Source organism: Bdellovibrio sp. HM001 (assembly GCF_055397275.1).
Window position 1 is genome coordinate 1,032,302 of sequence record NZ_AP029174.1, and the last position, 16,891, is coordinate 1,049,192.

The 16,891-nt window shown below is 46.1% G+C and carries 19 protein-coding genes and 1 tRNA gene; 15 read left to right on the plus strand and 5 right to left on the minus strand.

What is annotated here, in order from left to right:
* Positions 1–69: 69 nt before the first annotated feature.
* Positions 70–948 (plus strand): phosphatase domain-containing protein, encoded by an 879-nt coding sequence (locus ACZ5ZZ_RS05020; protein ID WP_464117782.1) that lies wholly within the window; start codon positions 70–72, stop codon positions 946–948.
* Complete coding sequence (locus ACZ5ZZ_RS05025) at positions 945–1,382, plus strand: hypothetical protein (protein WP_464141525.1); 438 nt, start codon at positions 945–947, stop codon at positions 1,380–1,382. Before ACZ5ZZ_RS05020 ends, ACZ5ZZ_RS05025 begins: the two co-directional genes overlap by 4 nt.
* Here ACZ5ZZ_RS05025 and ACZ5ZZ_RS05030 read toward each other — a convergent pair.
* Positions 1,379–2,944 carry a pseudouridine synthase gene (locus ACZ5ZZ_RS05030; RefSeq protein ID WP_464141527.1) on the minus strand — a complete coding sequence of 522 codons (1,566 nt, stop codon included), beginning with the start codon at positions 2,942–2,944 and terminating at the stop codon, positions 1,379–1,381. The genes ACZ5ZZ_RS05025 and ACZ5ZZ_RS05030 overlap by 4 nt on opposite strands.
* A 193-nt stretch (positions 2,945–3,137) precedes the next feature.
* Between ACZ5ZZ_RS05030 and ACZ5ZZ_RS05035 the strand changes: the two genes are divergently transcribed.
* From ACZ5ZZ_RS05035 to ACZ5ZZ_RS05055, 5 genes are all read left to right on the plus strand, one after another.
* Positions 3,138–3,728, plus strand: coding sequence for a LemA family protein (locus tag ACZ5ZZ_RS05035; RefSeq protein ID WP_464133947.1), 591 nt, complete (start codon positions 3,138–3,140; stop codon positions 3,726–3,728).
* 7 nt (positions 3,729–3,735) lie between these two features.
* On the plus strand, positions 3,736–4,491 hold the full coding sequence (locus ACZ5ZZ_RS05040) for a TPM domain-containing protein (RefSeq protein ID WP_464141529.1): 756 nt from the start codon (positions 3,736–3,738) through the stop codon (positions 4,489–4,491).
* Between the two features lie 270 nt (positions 4,492–4,761).
* Complete coding sequence (locus tag ACZ5ZZ_RS05045) at positions 4,762–5,409, plus strand: TPM domain-containing protein (protein WP_464133951.1); 648 nt, start codon at positions 4,762–4,764, stop codon at positions 5,407–5,409.
* A 176-nt stretch (positions 5,410–5,585) separates the two neighbouring features.
* Positions 5,586–7,610: a hypothetical protein gene (locus ACZ5ZZ_RS05050; protein WP_464141531.1), complete on the plus strand. Its 2,025-nt coding sequence runs from the start codon at positions 5,586–5,588 to the stop codon at positions 7,608–7,610.
* Positions 7,611–7,864: 254 nt separating this feature from the next.
* A tRNA-Arg gene (locus ACZ5ZZ_RS05055) sits at positions 7,865–7,937 on the plus strand.
* A 19-nt stretch (positions 7,938–7,956) separates the two neighbouring features.
* On the opposite strand, the gene ACZ5ZZ_RS05060 is transcribed toward ACZ5ZZ_RS05055, so the two are convergent.
* On the minus strand, positions 7,957–8,499 hold the full coding sequence (locus ACZ5ZZ_RS05060) for a hypothetical protein (protein ID WP_464141533.1): 543 nt from the start codon (positions 8,497–8,499) through the stop codon (positions 7,957–7,959).
* Positions 8,496–9,077, minus strand: a complete 582-nt coding sequence (locus ACZ5ZZ_RS05065; RefSeq protein ID WP_464141535.1) for a hypothetical protein — start codon at positions 9,075–9,077, stop codon at positions 8,496–8,498. The genes ACZ5ZZ_RS05060 and ACZ5ZZ_RS05065 overlap by 4 nt, the downstream gene beginning before the upstream one ends.
* A 783-nt stretch (positions 9,078–9,860) precedes the next feature.
* Here ACZ5ZZ_RS05065 and ACZ5ZZ_RS05070 point away from each other — a divergent pair.
* The 8 genes from ACZ5ZZ_RS05070 to ACZ5ZZ_RS05105 all read left to right on the plus strand — a co-directional run bounded on the left by ACZ5ZZ_RS05070 (position 9,861) and on the right by ACZ5ZZ_RS05105 (position 15,239).
* On the plus strand, positions 9,861–10,253 hold the full coding sequence (locus ACZ5ZZ_RS05070) for a transposase (RefSeq protein ID WP_464140406.1): 393 nt from the start codon (positions 9,861–9,863) through the stop codon (positions 10,251–10,253).
* Positions 10,232–11,104, plus strand: coding sequence for an IS3 family transposase (locus ACZ5ZZ_RS05075; RefSeq protein ID WP_464142365.1), 873 nt, complete (start codon positions 10,232–10,234; stop codon positions 11,102–11,104). Before ACZ5ZZ_RS05070 ends, ACZ5ZZ_RS05075 begins: the two co-directional genes overlap by 22 nt.
* Before the next feature lie 265 nt (positions 11,105–11,369).
* Entirely contained in the window at positions 11,370–11,618 is a 249-nt protein-coding gene (locus ACZ5ZZ_RS05080) for a helix-turn-helix transcriptional regulator (protein ID WP_464141537.1), read from the plus strand.
* Positions 11,615–12,376 (plus strand): hypothetical protein, encoded by a 762-nt coding sequence (locus ACZ5ZZ_RS05085; RefSeq protein ID WP_464141538.1) that lies wholly within the window; start codon positions 11,615–11,617, stop codon positions 12,374–12,376. Before ACZ5ZZ_RS05080 ends, ACZ5ZZ_RS05085 begins: the two co-directional genes overlap by 4 nt.
* Before the next feature lie 64 nt (positions 12,377–12,440).
* Positions 12,441–13,400 (plus strand): hypothetical protein, encoded by a 960-nt coding sequence (locus tag ACZ5ZZ_RS05090; RefSeq protein ID WP_464141540.1) that lies wholly within the window; start codon positions 12,441–12,443, stop codon positions 13,398–13,400.
* Between the two features lie 208 nt (positions 13,401–13,608).
* Entirely contained in the window at positions 13,609–13,977 is a 369-nt protein-coding gene (locus tag ACZ5ZZ_RS05095; protein ID WP_464141542.1) for a helix-turn-helix domain-containing protein, read from the plus strand.
* Between the two features lie 15 nt (positions 13,978–13,992).
* Complete coding sequence (locus ACZ5ZZ_RS05100; protein ID WP_464141544.1) at positions 13,993–14,589, plus strand: hypothetical protein; 597 nt, start codon at positions 13,993–13,995, stop codon at positions 14,587–14,589.
* 44 nt (positions 14,590–14,633) lie between these two features.
* The gene (locus tag ACZ5ZZ_RS05105) at positions 14,634–15,239 is read left to right on the plus strand and encodes a hypothetical protein (RefSeq protein WP_464141546.1); all 606 of its coding nucleotides are present in this window, start codon (positions 14,634–14,636) and stop codon (positions 15,237–15,239) included.
* Positions 15,240–15,715: 476 nt separating this feature from the next.
* On the opposite strand, the gene ACZ5ZZ_RS05110 is transcribed toward ACZ5ZZ_RS05105, so the two are convergent.
* Positions 15,716–16,018, minus strand: a complete 303-nt coding sequence (locus ACZ5ZZ_RS05110; RefSeq protein WP_464141547.1) for a hypothetical protein — start codon at positions 16,016–16,018, stop codon at positions 15,716–15,718.
* A 95-nt stretch (positions 16,019–16,113) separates the two neighbouring features.
* Positions 16,114–16,875 (minus strand): tyrosine-type recombinase/integrase, encoded by a 762-nt coding sequence (locus ACZ5ZZ_RS05115; RefSeq protein ID WP_464141549.1) that lies wholly within the window; start codon positions 16,873–16,875, stop codon positions 16,114–16,116.
* Between the last annotated feature and the right edge of the window lie 16 nt (positions 16,876–16,891).

Here is a 16,891-nt window from a genome sequence, read left to right on the forward strand (position 1 = left end):
TTTAAAAGTCAGATAGTGGGTGGACATGAGCGGACCCTTCCCCTAGAATTTTGGGTGAAGGGGGTCCTTATGAAGAAAGCAGCGTTGCTTCCCATTTTTTTGATGTTGGGTGCTTGTGCAGAAAAAGCGGTCACAACAGATTCCCAACCTTCTGCGAATACAAAAGTTCCATTTTTTATGACTCGTCCTCAGCCCACCACTCCGGTGCAGCTGGTGTTTGATCACAATCGCGAGGGCGCTCAGCCTGTGAACTACCGAAAAAGTGATGCGCTTCGAATGTCTGGCAGTGCGACGTTTTCGCCCAAGGCGATGAAGACGGTTGCGAAGCCGGTTAAAAAGAATAAGGCGGCATTATACGTTTTTGATCTTCGCCAGGAGTCCCACGGTCTGATCAACGATATTCCTGTCACATGGTACGCGGAACGCGACTGGGCCAATGCCGACTTGAATCACGATGAAGCCGTTCGTCGTGAACGTCGTTTGTTGGGGGATCTACATGTGGGGGACAAGATCGGCGGCACCGTTATCAAAAGCCTGGAGACGGAAGAAAGCATGGTGCGCACCTCGGGGCATCAGTATGTGCGTCTGACGGTGACGGATCATGTGCGCCCGGTGGATTCGGAAGTGGATCGCTTTATTGAAAAAGTACGTGCGTTGCCACCTGATGCCTGGGTGCACTTTCATTGCCGCGCAGGGAAGGGGCGAACGACCACCTTTATGATCCTATTTGATATGCTTAAAAATGCCAAAGACACCTCGTTTGATGAAATCATCAAACGAAATACCGAACTGAGTAATGACTATGATGTTCTGGCGGTGGCTGAACCTGGGGACTGGAAGCATGTTTATCAAAAAGAACGTGCGGCCTTTGTTCAGGAGTTCTACAATTATGCTAAAGCCCATCCAAACGGAGAGGGCGCTCTTTGGGGTGAGTGGGTGTTGAAATGAAAAAGATCCTGGTGCTGATTTCGTTGATGCTGATGATGGCCTCTTGCGCGCATAAGAGAACTCAGGATTTGGATTTTGATGATGCGCCGGCGACGAAGAAAACTTCTGCGGCGAAAAAGACCGACAAATCCGGAGCAAAGTCCGAGGCCTCCCCGGCGGAGCTGGCGCGCCATTCGGGAATCGTTGTGGACCCTCAGGATTTGGCGGCTTTGGAGCGCATGACAAAAGCGGTTGAGCTGTATGTCCATAAGGGTGACAAGAAAGAGTTCTCAGCTCTATGTAAGGACAAGCGCTTTGACTGCTATGTGGCTGATAAGTTCTTCCCGGCAAAGAAAAAGAAAACCACTCGTGCGGTTCCCCCTTATGCCAGCGGATCTAAGATGGGCTTGCAAGGGGAAGAGCGAGTCCAGGTTCGTTACGAGTTTTATCCTTAGTTTTTACGCAGGATAATGGACTTCATCAAGGGCTCCTGATCCGGGAGCTCAAAGTCCAACCCTTGAGCTGGTGCCGGCAGAATCTTGAAGGAAAATTCGCGCTTTAGTTTGTTCAGGCGCAAATGCAGATCTCCGGTGTTCCATTTTTCATAGTTGGTACAGAACAGCAACAAGCCGTCTTTTTGCAGGCAGTAAAGGCAGTTGATCATCAGTTCATCAAAGGTCTTGCTGATAGAAAAGACGCCGCTCTTGGAGCGCCCAAAGGAGGGGGGATCACAGATGATCAAACCAAATTTGCGCTTGCGGCGAATGGTGCCCTTAAGGAACAAAAGACAATCCTGAACCCAGAACTCGTGATTTTCAGCCTCAGGATCAAGGCCATTGAGTTTGAAATTGTTTTTGCTCCACTCAATAAAGTTCGCTGACACATCCACCGTACAGACTTCGCGGGCGCCACCCAGGGCGGCCACGGCACTGAATCCACTGGTATAAGAGAATAAATTCAAAACACTGCGGTCCTTGGCATGTTCTTTCACCCACAGGCGATTTTCACGTTGATCCAGGAACAAGCCTGGTGACAGGCCAGTGTCACTGCGAAGATCATAAATCACGCCATTTTCTTTGGCTTGCCAGCGGGGTGCTGTGTTGCCGATGCTCCATAAAAGCTGGGCATTGGGGTCCTCACCACGATTGAGCATTTTTCGAATCAAAATCTTTTTGTGATATTGCTTTGAGACCTTTTCAAAGCGCAAAAGATCCTGAACGGTTGGATCGGATTCTTTATACCAATAAACCCACAGAAAGTCCCCGTACTGGTCAATTCGATAGGTGTCCAGTTCACGATGGCTCAAGCGCAGGCACTCATCCTGAAGTTGAGTGAAGTTGAACATTCTTTCGCGACGCTGAAAGGCCTCGGCCAGAATCCGTTCTTCAGGATCGGTAGGGGCATTGTCCTGAGCCCAAATGGGAAGTGCTGTTTCGAAACGGATCTTCTGACCTTTAAGCTCAAAAGCCAAAAGCAGGGAATGCAGACACAGTCTGAAGTGACTGGAACCACCGTGTTCGCTGTCTCCCAGGATGGCGATGCCATTGGCTTCGGCATGCAGGCGGATCTGATGGGGTTTGCCGGTGTGGGGAACGGCCTCCCACAATTCATAGCCTCCCAAGGACTTCACCCACTTGAAGCTGGTCTTAGAGTTGGGCTCTGTCGTTTCGCGGCTGACAAAGATATTCTTTTCTTTGTTGATATAAGATTCGTAAGTGAACTCGGTGCGCGTGATTTTTTTATCTGTCAGGAAGAGATACTTTTTTTCAACCTTGTGCTGCTCAAAAAGCTGAGTCAGCTCTGCCGCGATTTCGGAAGAGGTCGCGAAGACCAGGGCACCGGATGTAGCCTTGTCCAGGCGGTGCACGGTGTAGAGCTTGCGATCCAGTTCGTCTTCGTAAATTTCCACACAGCCACGCTGCCCGTATTCGGGCGTATGCGTGTTAAGGCCGGCAATCTTGTCAACGAAAATGCAGCCGGCTGTCTCGGTGTGGTGAAGCTTAATAATCCGTGTCATCCGACTAATATAATCCGGTTTTCATTGTGGGTCACTGGGAGATTCGTTAGAACTTATAGCTGGACCCCGCCGCTTCGGACAGTCCTCGCTCGTGTTTTTTGCGGGTGGCTCCGCTGGCTGAATATGGCTCACTGCGGAACTTGCGTCGGAGTCCAGCTATAAGTTCTAACGAATCTATTGGAGGCTTTTGTTTATGAAAAACCGTGTTTTAGTTTTTATGTTGATGCTGATGCCTTTTATGGTGGGCTGTGGAATTCAATCCTTGCCACAGGCTAAGAATGCAACTGAAGCGGCTTTGGCCGAAGTGAACAACCAATACAAACGTCGAGCTGACTTGATCCCGAATTTGGTAAATGTCGTTAAAGGTTATGCCAAACACGAAGAAGCGACTTTGACGGCTGTGACCGAGGCCCGCGCAAAAGCAACCGCGATGCAGATTGATCCGTCCAAGGTGACTCCAGAGCAGTTGGCGAAGTTCCAACAGGCTCAATCCGGTTTGTCCCAGGCTTTGGGCCGTTTGATGGTGGTGTCTGAACAATATCCACAGTTGAAAGCCGACCAAAACTTCCGTGATCTTCAGGCCCAGTTGGAAGGCACAGAAAATCGCATTACGATTGCCCGTCAAAGATACATTGAATCCATCAATGGCTTTAATAATCTTGTCAGCGTCCCGCCAACAAGCTGGACGAATGCGATCATGTATCACTTCGAAAAGATGCCTCAGTGGGATATGGCACCGGAAGAAAAAGCGGCAGCGGAAAAAGCTCCAGACGTGAAGTTCTAATTCGCTCATGCGTTTTCTGACACTTTCTCTTTTTTCTATCTTTTTCAGCCTGAGTCTTACTGCTCAGGCTGAATTCAAAGTTCCGACTTTGACCGGGCCGGTGATGGACGAGGTCGGCTACCTATCCCGCAACGACCGTCAAGAGCTGATGCAGCTTCTGTATGACTTCAACAAGCGCGGGGTCGCTCAGGTTCAGGTCTTGATCGTTCCCACTTTGGATGGCATGCCTATCGAAATGGCGTCCATTGCTGTCACTGACAAGTGGAAGCTGGGCGACGAAAAGAAAGACAACGGTGTCTTGTTCCTGATTGCTGCCAATGATCGCAAGCTGCGCATTGAAGTGGGTCAAGGCCTTGAAGGGGCCATCCCTGATGTTATCGCCAGCCGGATCATTCGTGATCAGGTTGTGCCGTTGTTCCGGGCTCGTCAGTTTTCTGCCGGTGTCGTTCTGGGCACACACGAAATTCTGCGTCTTGCTGATAAGGAATTTGCGGAGCAAAACGGCCTGCAGGAAGGTGTTCCGGCGAAAAGTGACCGTGACGGTGCCGGTGGCGATATTCCAATTGGTGTGATCATCATTCTGTTCATCATTATTTCGATCTTGGGTCGCTTTGGTGGTGGTCGTGGACGTTACTACCGTGGTGGTGGCGGCTGGGGCGGTGGCTACGGCGGCGGTGGGGGATGGAGTTCTGGTGGGGGCGGAGGCGGCTGGTCCGGTGGTGGCGGCGGCTTCAGCGGCGGGGGCTCATCCGGCAGTTGGTAAACCAAGCTCTCCGGGCTGCGTCTTGGGGAAAGGCTCTTTGCCTTACCCGCTTCGGACAGTCCTCGCTCTTGGTTTTCTGTGGTGGCTGCCGCTGGGTTTTTGGTGTTCGCTTGCGGAACTTGCGAGTAAGGCAAAGAGCCTTTCCCCAAGTCGCAGACGAGGCCTGGCTGACAACCTAGGATTCTCCTTTTTGCTTAAAGCCTAGCCTTGGGTGTTGAAGTCGTTTTGGCTGGTTTTGGGCAGCGGTAATTGATTTTTTGAGGGAACTTTATGGCTTGGATTAATAAATATCTTTCTGAAGCGGATCTTGCGCGGATTGAGTCGGCTATTTCCAAAGTGGAAGAAACCACTTCCGGAGAGATTGTTCCTGTAATTGTTCGTCGTTCTTCAGCGGTGGGGCATGTGCCTTTGACGCTGACTTTGCTTTTAACTCTGCTTTTGGTCATTGTTGAGTTTCCATTCAGTGACTGGTTGTGGGTGACTCCTTGGGTTTATCTGTGGCCGGTGATTGTTGTGGTCTTTTTTGGTCTTTCGCAAGTGTTGGCCAAGTCCAAGTGGATTCAGAAGGTGTTTGTTCCTGAAAAGGATGAGCTCGATTCCGTTCACCGTCGTGCGCAGTTGGAATTCTATCTGAACCGGATTCATCGCACTGAAAATGGGACGGGGGTTTTGATCTTTGTTTCTGTGATGGAGAAAAAAGCCGTGGTTCTTGCTGATGAAGGCATTTCCAAGAAGCTGCCAAAAGAGCACTGGGATGAGATTCTGGGTATGCTTGGTAAACATCTGCATGACGGCAAGTGGGCGGATGGGTTCGTTGCCGCGATAGAGGCTTGTGGCAAAGATTTGCAAACGCACTTCCCGCTAACAGCAGGTAATTCCAATGAGCTTAAAAACCATCTGATCGTCAAAGACATTTGATTGTTTTGGAGTGGTACGCCCACGTTAATTCGCAGTAATAATCGGTGTTGTAATTCAATTCTGCAGACTCGGATCCCGAAAAGTTAGGTATGCGAGTCCTTATTCTGTACGTCTCAATTTTAGCTGTCGCGCTTCTGTCTTCCGGGTGTACCCTGGAAGCTAATATCTCTGAGCAAATGTTGCCCTCGTTGTTGGGTCCTGATGGGGCTGATGACATCGTGGATGCTCCTTCAATCAGTCAGAAAATCTGTTCCAATGGGCCGGTCTTTTCTCAGGCTCAAATGCCGGACGGAGGAACCATCCTTGCCGGAGACTTTTCTAGAATCGGTCCTTGCAGCAGTCCCTTTATTAAATACAATCCGGCAACGGGGGTGGTTTCGGCCCTCGGTCCGGTGGATGCCGCGGTTGGAGAAGCACAGGTCATTGTTGCTGATGGGGCCGGTGGTTTTTTTATCGGGGGAAAGTTTGATGGAAAAAATGGTGCCAAGGCTCTGATTCATATCTTACCCGACGGCACGTTGTCGGACTGGGATCCTCATCTCAGTTACGGCAGTCTTGCTCCGACTGTCATGGCTTTGAAAATTCAAGATGGCATCTTGTATGTCGGTGGCGAGTTTTCCGCAGCAGGCAGTCCCTCACAGCCGCGAACAGCGTTGGCGTCTTTTGATCTGGCAACTGGAGAGCTGACTTCGTGGGCGCCCACTCTGACCGCCGATGCCACTCCCGAGCTGCTTGTGCGCTCTATTGAAACCACGGCCGGATCTGTTTATATAGCCGGAGCATTCGGGACTGTCGGAGCCAATGCCCATGTGTCTGTTGGAATTGCAAAACTTAATTCTGCTGATAACAATGCGGATGTCTCTTTCACTGCCGCCACTTCTGCGTACTCTGGAAAACTGAAACTGCATAATGGCTCTTTGCTGGCAACAGATGGCGGGGCCTTTGTGATGTTGAATGCGACGACAGGGGCTGACGCCGGGTTCGTGAGTGGTTTGACGATCGCGCCGATTTGGGGTGGTTTGAGTGACTATGAGCTTCATGGTGATGAGCTCTGGGTGGGAGGAATGTTTGATTCCATCAATGGTCATACCTCCAGCAATCTGGTTAGATTTGATTTTAGCGGTGTGACTCCTGTGCTGGTGACATCCTGGTCTACAACCTATGAGCCCGAGGGTTGGGTGTCCTTGATGAAAGTCACGGACAGTCACATTATGTCGTTCACAAACGGGACTGTTGGATATTGGAATAAATCCGATGGAACTCAGTTTAATCCGAACTCGCCAAGTCCGGTGAGCGATAGTGTCTTCATTTCGGCTCTGGTTCAGGGTGAAGATCTTCTTTTTGCACACTCTTCGAAAACTCTGGGACTTCCTGAAACTCGTTACCTGGCCATGTACGATGCGGAAGGGGAGCTGATGCCTTGGCACCCCAACCCGGATGACTATGTGAAGGCTGTCGTGGTTCAGGACGGAAGAATATTTGTGGGCGGCAGGTTCCGGGATATTGGGACCACTCCGTCAGGCAGAGACTATCTGGTCGAGCTTGATATGAATGGTGAAGTGACTTCATGGGATGCTAGTGCCAATGATGAAATCACCGACATGCGAAGCGTGCAGGGAAGTCTGCTGGTGGCCGGGGAGTTTACCAATATCGGCAGTGACGGCATGGGGGCGGCATTTTTGGCAAAGCTTAGCTTTATCGATGCTTCGGGATTGCCTTGGACCTCTCAAGTCGATGGACGTGTGTATGCCTTTGATATCGAAGGCACTGATTTGATCATCGGTGGAGGTTTTTCGAATGTCGATGGGCAGGCAGCCAGTAATTTGGCCAAGATCCATTTGGACACAGGGGCCCTTTTGGGAGGAACTCCTTCCGTTGACAGTTGGGTGAACGGACTGGCCATTTTGAATGGGAACGTTTACCTCTACGGGCAGTTCTCGAATGTGGATGGTTTGGCTCGTTCCGGGCTGGCGGCTTTTAGTTATACCGATGGCACTGTGACTGGTTGGGCACCGAACGTCACATTCTGGGCGCACCGTGCTCTAAGAGAGGTTTCTGACAAACTCATCATCATGGCTCACATTAATGCGGTCGAAGGTGCGAAATACAATGACGGTACTCTGGTGTTGGATCCGGTGACGGGCAGTCAGACTGTAGACCCCCGAGGTCTCTATGGCGTGCCCGCGTGGCTTGAAGATTAATGACGCTACGTTGCGCCGGTCCAATCCTTGCGTTCTGAAAGGCTTCATTGGTAGTCTGAGGTTCTCTGTGCAGTCGTAGTTCAATGGATAGAGCACTTGGCTTCGAATCAAGTAAACCGAAAAGTTCTTGATCGAAAAAAAGTATTGTTTCCAATGTGTTATGAGACTGCTAAAGTTGCATTGTTGCCAAAGGGTCCCCAGAGGGTCCAAATGGCAGAGTATAAAGGCAGATGGATCTTAGGTGATCGTATTCTGCAGTCGTAGTTCAATGGATAGAGCACTTGGCTTCGAACCAAGGGGTTGCAGGTTCGAGTCCTGCCGACTGCAGAATGCGATCAGCAAATTTTTAGATTTCGATATCTACAAGTCCCGCGGCGTCCTTTTTTATCTTTGAACCGTCTAAGTTAAACATCATCCCCATAAATTCGATATTTTGATATGAGCCGATGTCTGATGTTTGTAGGGGCATGATAATTTGACCAGATGGATTCTTATATTCCACGCCGAGAATATTGTAGGGTTTGGGTCTGTCCATCTGAAGTACCTCTAAGTCGAATTCAGTAATCAGAAGAAAACAATCTCTAGCCGCTAATGTGATAGTTACAAATCCATGGGTAGAAGATTTCCTCGGGGTAGTGTGAAGAGTCGCTTCAATTAAAAAACGTTCCTCACTCTTTTTATACAGGAAGATCTTCCAGATATTTTCTCCAGGAGTGACAGTATTCACGCAAGAGGAGATATCATCGTAATATTTTATACGACTTTCTTCCGTGAGTGAAGTGCTAACTAGCTCAATAATCCACATGCCCGACGCCATGTGGACCCGCACTTTAGAGCCCGGAATTTTTGTTTCGATAGATTCAATTAGAAGAGAGTTATCTTGGCTCACTTTATTGCTCCAAAAATACCAGTTAGGCAGGCGTTAAATGCGGTTGAGTATGATACGTATTTGCTCTCGTATGATATATGGTCTCGGGCTTTATATCTAGCATCGACCCAGTCCTGTTGCGTCGGGATAATATGTTTTAAAGAAGCAAACTCTGCGGAGTTAGAAGAAGCATCCGTGAGCGTGTCAATTAAGGTCCACAGATCTCTCACATTATGTCCAAAGTCTTTGCAAAGGAGGTCACTTCTCTTTGTAAAAGTGTAGGTGCCATAGAGAAAGAGCTTATTTACATTTAAATCTATCAGATTGTGACCGGCAGCAGGGGCCTGCGTTTCAATTTTATGACGAACAAGGCAGAATAAATACTTGAAGAAGCATTCAACGGAGATGTTTAGACTTAACCAAGCATCCTGATAAAGAGGGGGTGCTTGCGATGCTAGAGCCTTTGAGGCATCCAAATTTGCTGAATATGCAGGATAAAATCCGTTTTCTTCTAGCGATTTATAATATGCGGAAGTGAGCGACGGAGATGGGGACGTCAAGGTTGAAATCTTAATTGACTGTTTTGAAATGTAGCTCACAACTTCGTCCTTTTCCGAACTCATCGATTAGGTGGTGATACTCTTATCCTAGTTACTGTACAAAATATTCGGCGATATTGTAAATTAATATTTGTTTTACACAAAAAAAGAGTAAAATTACTTGAAGTTGTGAGACGCGTTCATTCGAGGCTATTTGTTCTTATTGGCAGCGGCAGTACGTCTCTTTTTAGAAGAGCTTTTTCGTGGAGCCGGCTCATTTTTTCGGAAAAGGTCTTTCACTAAAATTATGGAGCGCTCTAAGGGGGGAGTTCCGAAAAAGGATAAGTCGGTTCTTTCGAGAGTCATTTTTCTTAGGTTAATGATTTTAAAGAGCTTGTAAGCATTTGAACGCGTGAGCTTCGAAAGTTTCGCCATTCTTGAGGCATTTGGTTTTTTGACATTTGCAACATATAAAGCAGACAGCGCTATCATCCACATCCTTTCCAAATTCACGACATGCCCTTGTAACAAAGTTCCTGCTGTATGTGAGTACCAGCTTCCATTGCTACGTAGTCGATAACCATTCTTTTTGGATCTTTTTGGCTTTAGCTTGTCATCTACTATTCTCGGAGTCTTGGGCTCTCTATAAAAAAGATGAGCTTCTTCTGGCTGTACTTCTATTTCGTAGAATTTCCATATTTTTAGACTATCGGGTGCTGAGTTATTTCGGCAAACGCTATCCCTTAGCCTCTTAAATGGACTGCGGGCATAAAACTGGAGCTTAGCAAACTATCAATTTGAGACAAAGCGATTAGCTGCCGATAATAAAGAAGGAGCTAGTCTATGCGAAAGTCGAGAAGAGTTTTTACAGAGGAACAAAAGAGAGAAGCGGTTGAGCTCTATCTGAGCGGAAGAAAGAAAGCCTCTGAGGTCGCCGCCAGCTATGGCATTCATCCTCAAGTCATTTACAAGTGGAAAACAGATCTGGAAGAGAAATCAAAAGCTTTAAGAGCAGAAGATCTCCAATCTGATGGTCTGTCACCACAAGCGGTAAAAAGAATATTAGATTTAGAGCGAGAAAACGAAGAGCTAAAAAAGGCCTTGGGTGAAAAGGCCCTTATGGTGGACCTTTTAAAAAAACTCCGGGCAACGAAGGGCTCAGTATCAGAGAGCGATGTGATTGGGTTAAGCGAAATCATCAAAGAGTCGGCACGATCAAAGAAGCCTGCAAAGTAATAGGTGTTTCTATGTCGACGTATTATTCAGATCCTAAGATTTCAAGAAGAGAAAAAGAAGAACGTGAAGCCGACATTCGAGGTAAGATTGAACAGATTCGCGTTGAGCAGCCTCGAACTGGGTATCGCCCCCTCTTGGCAGAGTTAAAGAAGAGTGGCGTTGTCATTGGCGAAAGAAGGCTTCGCAGAATTATGAAGAAGTTCTCTCTACACATAAAGCCACGCAGAAGATTTGTACGAACCACGCAGAGCGATCATGATCACCCTGTGCATGAGAATTTAATCAAAGGTATGGAGGTTACCAAGATCAATCAGCTGTGGGTGTCTGACATCACTTACATTCGGATCACCAACGGCTTTGTGTACCTGGCAGTGGTCATGGATATCTACTCGCGCAAAGTTGTAGGTTGGGCCATTTCAAAGAAGATTGATCGTCACTTGACTCTGGCGGCACTTCAGATGGCGATCAAGCAAAGGGCCCCAAAGGAGGGAATTATTCATCACTCGGACCGTGGTGTGCAATATCTCTGCGATGACTATGTGAAGCTGCTTGTTGATTCTGGGTTTCAAGTTTCTTGTTCAAGAAAAGGGAATCCTTACGACAATGCCTTTGCTGAGAGTTTTATGAAGACTCTCAAGGACAACGAGGTGCACCTTTGGAGCTATGAGACAATTCTCGATGTCCTAGAGCGAGTACCCTATTTTATTGAAGAGGTATACAATAAGAAGCGATTGCATTCTGCACTGGATTATCAATCGCCGGAAGAGTTTGAAAACGAGATCAAAGTCAGATACAAGAACAAAAAATCAGCAAGTCGCTATGTCGTCAAGATAGGTGGTTCGACTCCATAAAAACGCCCGCACTCCAAAATGGCTCAGCAAGATCGGGCTCGTTACGCTTCCAGATAAAAGATAAATGACGAAACTTTCTATTAATATCATTTCTGAGCATAGCTAATAATACGCCAAAGAGGACATGTATTTCAACTATAAATGAAGGTATGGGCAGGCGTAGTATATATAGCAAGCCTAATTCTTGTCCTCTTTGGCGTAGGGACAGCAGTTTGTTGGATTCTGATTTTAATGATCGTATAAATGCCTCCAACTAAGGAGATATATGAACCAGCAAGATAAAATTATTAAACTAAAGCCAGTCTGTGAAATTGTCGGTATTTCGGCATCGACAATTCGGAGGTTGATACGGAAAGGAAGCTTCCCTGGTCCGATAGCAATACCAGGTACCACGAGAAAGGGGTGGAGCCTCAATCAGATCAATCAGTATCTAGAGCAAATCAGGGCTCCTCAAAAAGAGTCGGCTCTTCCGCACGTAAAGACATGGCGCACGGATAAGGGAAGAGTGAAATGACAAAAACATGGACGACCGTAAGCGGGGGCGCCCCCGTCGGGGACAAAATATTAGATAGGTATCAGCCAAAAGATCAGGTGAAGTTTTTGAGACTGATTGAAGATGGCGCTATTGCATTTCGAGGGGTTTTGGGAAAGCCGGCAGTGGAGGATAAAATTGCAGTGGGATGCTTTTGCCATAAGCTTCAAGCTACTTTTACGGAAAGTGAGTATCGTAAAATTGTAGAAACTTATTGGCTCCAAGATGGTCGCGATTACTCGTCAGTAGAGAGGGAGCTGCAAGACTGCAAAGCTATCTACAAATTTTCAATTAGGAAAGGGCCGAGATTGGCAGCAGATATCCCAATAGATTCTTACCGCAAAATTATGCAATACATCCGTGGCATTAAGGGCGGTACGGACACTGTGAAAATTCAGAATAAATGCATTAGAGAGATAAACCTAACAAGATCCTTTGATGGAGTGTCTGTGGGGAAGACGAAACTTCTGCGTAACGTATTGAGAATGGCTAAGCTAAATCTGCAGAATGAACGAGAAAAATTATATCGGGCTGAGTCTGTGAACTCGAAGAAGAAATCTAATCTAATAATGTTAGAGCGCTTGGAAGGGCAAATCGACGAGCTAGGTGATACTGTAAATGAAATAATACAATCATTTTCCTCTGAAAAGTCCGTAGAGAAAGCAACGGGAATGCGAAACGAGTTAGTAGAGATTTTGGATCGATTATATGTATATCTGGAGAAGAAAACATGTCTATGATTTATAAGCGTACGGAGCACTCTAAGACTCAACTCAGTCGTACACATATATATCATCAGTCATAATGCGTCAGTTGCCGCTTTATGATGAGTTGATGTCTCGTGAAAGAATTTTTGCGAATGGCTTTATTGATAAGCTATTTATTCATACACATTCTATTCGGCATAATTTTATAAAGACGAATTTCAAGCATAACTATTTTGACCAAAAGGAAGAGGATTCTCACTATATGGAAGGGAGTCAGTACGAGCATAGAGAAAGTGGGAAGGTCTTCTTCCTATTGAGTGGGCCATTTTTTAAGAATGTAGAGCACCCCTATTTTATTCAAATAAATCCAAGTCAATTTGGTAGCTACGAGGAGCTCGTTGGATTTTTAAGATTGATTATGGGTAGGAGGGGATTTGAGGCGCACCATTTAACTCGTGTTGACGTATCTATTAGGCTTCCACGTGACCTGTTTCCAATCCATTTATTCAGAGCGACAACATACTTTAGATGGAAACGTGGAATAGTTGAAAAAGGATCTAAATATAGCAATGGGTATCTTAGTGGCTATTATAGTGGAAAGAGCAAAACACTTAGGGTGTCTATCTATGATGTCGATATCAAGAATAGGCAGCTATATGGGAAAGTAACGGACTATAGGCAAACCAACTTCGAGCTCCAGGCGCGAGTTAATTTTCTAAAAAAGAATGGTATCAGGATGATTGGTGATCTGCCTAAAATGACAAATACAGACCTCTTTAAGAGACTTTCCTTTGTGAATACAATTGAGTATAAGGCCTCGATTCTGCCAGAGCGGCGTGAGAAGTTTGTCAGAGTTCAACAGGATCTGTTGGATGGAGGCTATCACAATGCCAGGATTAGGTTGAATAAAGAGTGTGGAAGGAATTTTAATAGAAACTACAGAGGAGTGCTCCGCGTGTTCCGCGTTGGAGCGGGACAAGAGTCTTTACGAGGCTTTCTTGCTAAGTCCTTTAAGAAAAGCTTTCTTCAATGGTGCGGGGCTGATTCCATTCACTAGGTCTTGATATAAGTCCTGCACAATAAGCTGTATATAAAAATATTCGGCGAAAAAATTATAGAAGAATTTACTTGGGTTGGCTGTCCTGAAGCAGATTTGCAAGGTGTACAGAGTTTCGGGCAGTACTCGATAGTTCGTGCAGGACCAGAACTCGCTGCTTGCATCGTGAAACTTAGAACATAAAAATATGTTTGTAGGTTGGTGATCGGTGAATAAGCAAGCGCTCAGAAAAAAAGGAAGAAGAGAGAATATTGGTGCCGATTGCGAGCATTGGGGTGATCGTCTGCGTTCAGTGCTGGCTGAAAAGGGGGTAAGTCGGAGAAGTCTGGCTAAGTCAATAGGAGTTGCTCCGTCTGTGATAGACTCATGGGTCCGTGGGGCTACCCCGAACGATTTAAAGGCTGTCAAGAAGCTGTCAGATTATGTTGATTGTTCATTCTCTTGGTTGCTGACTGGCGAAGCGGAGACGGGCGTCGGTGGTACGGTTTCAGAGATATTTCAAGCTGTGCCCTACTTTGATGGATACGCAAGAATTCGTATTGACCGCTTGGTGCCAAGAAAGCAAAGTAAGATATAAACAAAAGGAGATGTGGTGAAGCTTACCCTTTTCATAGTATCAATAATCCTTGGTGGTCCCGTCTTCGCAGAATCTGATTTCGTGAGCAATCATTTCATTGATAGGCCTTACACTGAAGCAGCAAAGAAGTATAAAAATGCACCATGGGAAACTCCATGTGGTAAGGAGTTTTCAGCGTACTGCAAGGAGACTGGACTTAAGTGTGAATGCCGCCAATTGAATCTTGCTTCAGGTCCTACATTTGGACGCATGTTGGGTTTCTATATTGGTAATGGAAGTGTGCTTGGCTATGTTGATGTCTCTACCGTGCGAGGTACTTTTGGACTAGATAAAGTTCTCGGAACTGCGAAATCATTTTTTGGGGATGTCAAACCGACCGAGATGTATGACTTTAGTTCGAGATACTCTGGATATCATAGTCTATTCCTTGTGTGGAAGCTTGAGAAAGGATTTTCGACTGGTTTGGCATTATGTCCGTTGGAGCAAGTTGCCGGAGCAACTAAAGTTACGTCAAAGGTAAGAGATTGCTTTGTGAGTGATGCGAGAATCTATAGATATGGCAATTTGAAGATGCCGCCTCAAGTTACTGGAAAATCGAAACTTGAGTACTGATTTTAATCAGTAGAAATTTTGTGTGTCGGCTGAGGATGGGGATAATGACAAGTAAGTATTGGATTATTTTGGTAGTGTCTATTGTGATTGCGGGAACATCGTTTCGGCTTCTCCTAAAGAGAGATAGATCTCCTATCGTGCAGGGTAAGAAAGAAGAAATGGTATCGTATGGTCAAGGTGCTATTGCGGGAATAGCTCAGGGACTTGCTGATAAACTGAGTGACAGCTTAAATCAAGATGGATCTTCCGTGTCTCATGTAGAGAAAAGAGATGGGCAAGGTTTTGTTGGTCACAATATTTGTTTTGGGAAAATAGTTGAGCAAAGAGAGATTCCCGTCGGGGATACAATCCAAAATTATAAAGCATATGAAGCTTGCGTAGAGATCGAAATCGGAAGCAAAACGGCCATATATTTTGTGGCACATAAAAAGGCTAGAATCGATGTGGTAAAAAAGGGATTCGCCGAATTGATGACTAAAATCATCCCGAATACTGAAGATAATTGGGAAGATATTTGGGTACATGAAGTTATGGTAAATGAAGTTTCAGATAACTTGGTATACAAGCGAATCGGGGGATCTTTGAATAAGTACTTACCGCAAGTTTCATATGGTTCCGACGGTCAAAAGGATATACTGAGGTTGTTTTAGTGCCGACTTCACTTAGTTTCTATTTGATTCTGATCGTAGGAATTGTTGGCTATATTGGCTGTTGGTCATTCTTCTTAAAAGTAGTTAGTGCTCGATTGCCGCTATCAATTATGGCGATATGTGGAGTAGTTTTTCCACCAGTTGGATCCGTGGTAGGATTGTGGTACATGCTTGCTGGGCCACGTGTGTCGGTATCGCCCAAGATCCTGTTTAGGTCTGATGATATCTTGGGTCTTGTTGATTATATTGACCGCAATGCTAATGCATCACTGATTGCAGTCAATAGTCAGTGGTTGAGACAAAACTGGCATAATATGACAGAGGATCAGAAAGTGGAATGGGTACGGGCGAGATTTCGGTGGATTGAACAATTGTTGCCCGGAGCGAATTCTGCACCCGAGTTTATCGAAGCGCTCATGACGGCTGATAAGTCCTTTCGGCGAAGTTCTAATATTTAGTAATACCTGTCTCCTGGATTATTTAAGCAGTTTGAACAAGTATCGTAAGGGCCAAGGTGCAGATAGCTTTGGGTCGTAAAGGATGAGCCCCCTGCCATAAGGAACAAAAAGAATCTTAAGCTTCGTTGATTGGCCATCTTTGTTGTAGACAGTAACTTCTTCTTTTGGTTTGGCTTTAAAGTTCTTGAGATTTATTGATGAAGCCAAAATCAAAGGCGTAGCGTGTGTCTTACTGGATCTATGGTATTCGCTTGGTGGGACAAGGAAAAGTCCTCCTTCATTTATTTCCTGTAAAATGAAATCAGTAGCGATGCCGTTCATTGTGGAGACCGTTACGCGGTCCCCCTTGGACATCGTTTTGAAAGTAAGAGGGTCTTCCCATGTTGTTTTTGCGGATATAGGCATTTCATTTTCCTTTATATTTTGTCTAAAGCATCAATTGCCTGATTTTTAACTCCAGCTAGAGACAAGTGAGTGTAAATTTGCTGCGCATTGGAACTCTTCGAGTGGCCGCAGAGCACAGCTCTTTGATCCTCCGATAAGCCAGCCTCGGCAAGCTTAGTAGCGAATATATGTCTTAATAGGTGTGGATGAATTCTTACCTCCGATGCTTTACTGTACTGAACTGCAAGCTGCTGGATTCTTCGTGGTGTATATTTTGATTGTAGAGTTGACTCGAACAGGTATCTGTTGTTGCGTCCGGCCAAGTACAGTTCAAGTTTTGATTTTAGATTGTTCCCAAATACAATTACCCTGTCCTTGCGGCCCTTACCCTCTTTGATAAAGGCCGTATTTTGAGTGAAATCAATTCTCCGAACCTCAAGAGCACAGAGTTCTGCAATTCTCAGCCCTGTGCCAAGAAGGAACTTGAATATCAGCTTGTGAACTGGGTCGTTGATCACCGAAAAGAATTTCTCAAGGTCCGCATCAGAGGGAAGCTCGATGAGTTTAGTTCCTTGTTTCGGAGTTTCCAGGTGACACCGAGTTCGGACTTCGCGGAAGACTCTTTTAAGTTGCTCGTAAGATAGCTTGTGACGATTTACTTCCTTCGCGATCACCTTAACGAGCTGGTCAGTTGCATTGCTAACATAAGGGCGCTGTTTCGCAGATATGGTCTCGTGTGCGAAATCTCCGTATCTGGCTTTGTTGGAAATGGCTTTATTGGCATCTGAGGACATGTAGTCTCCTGAAGAA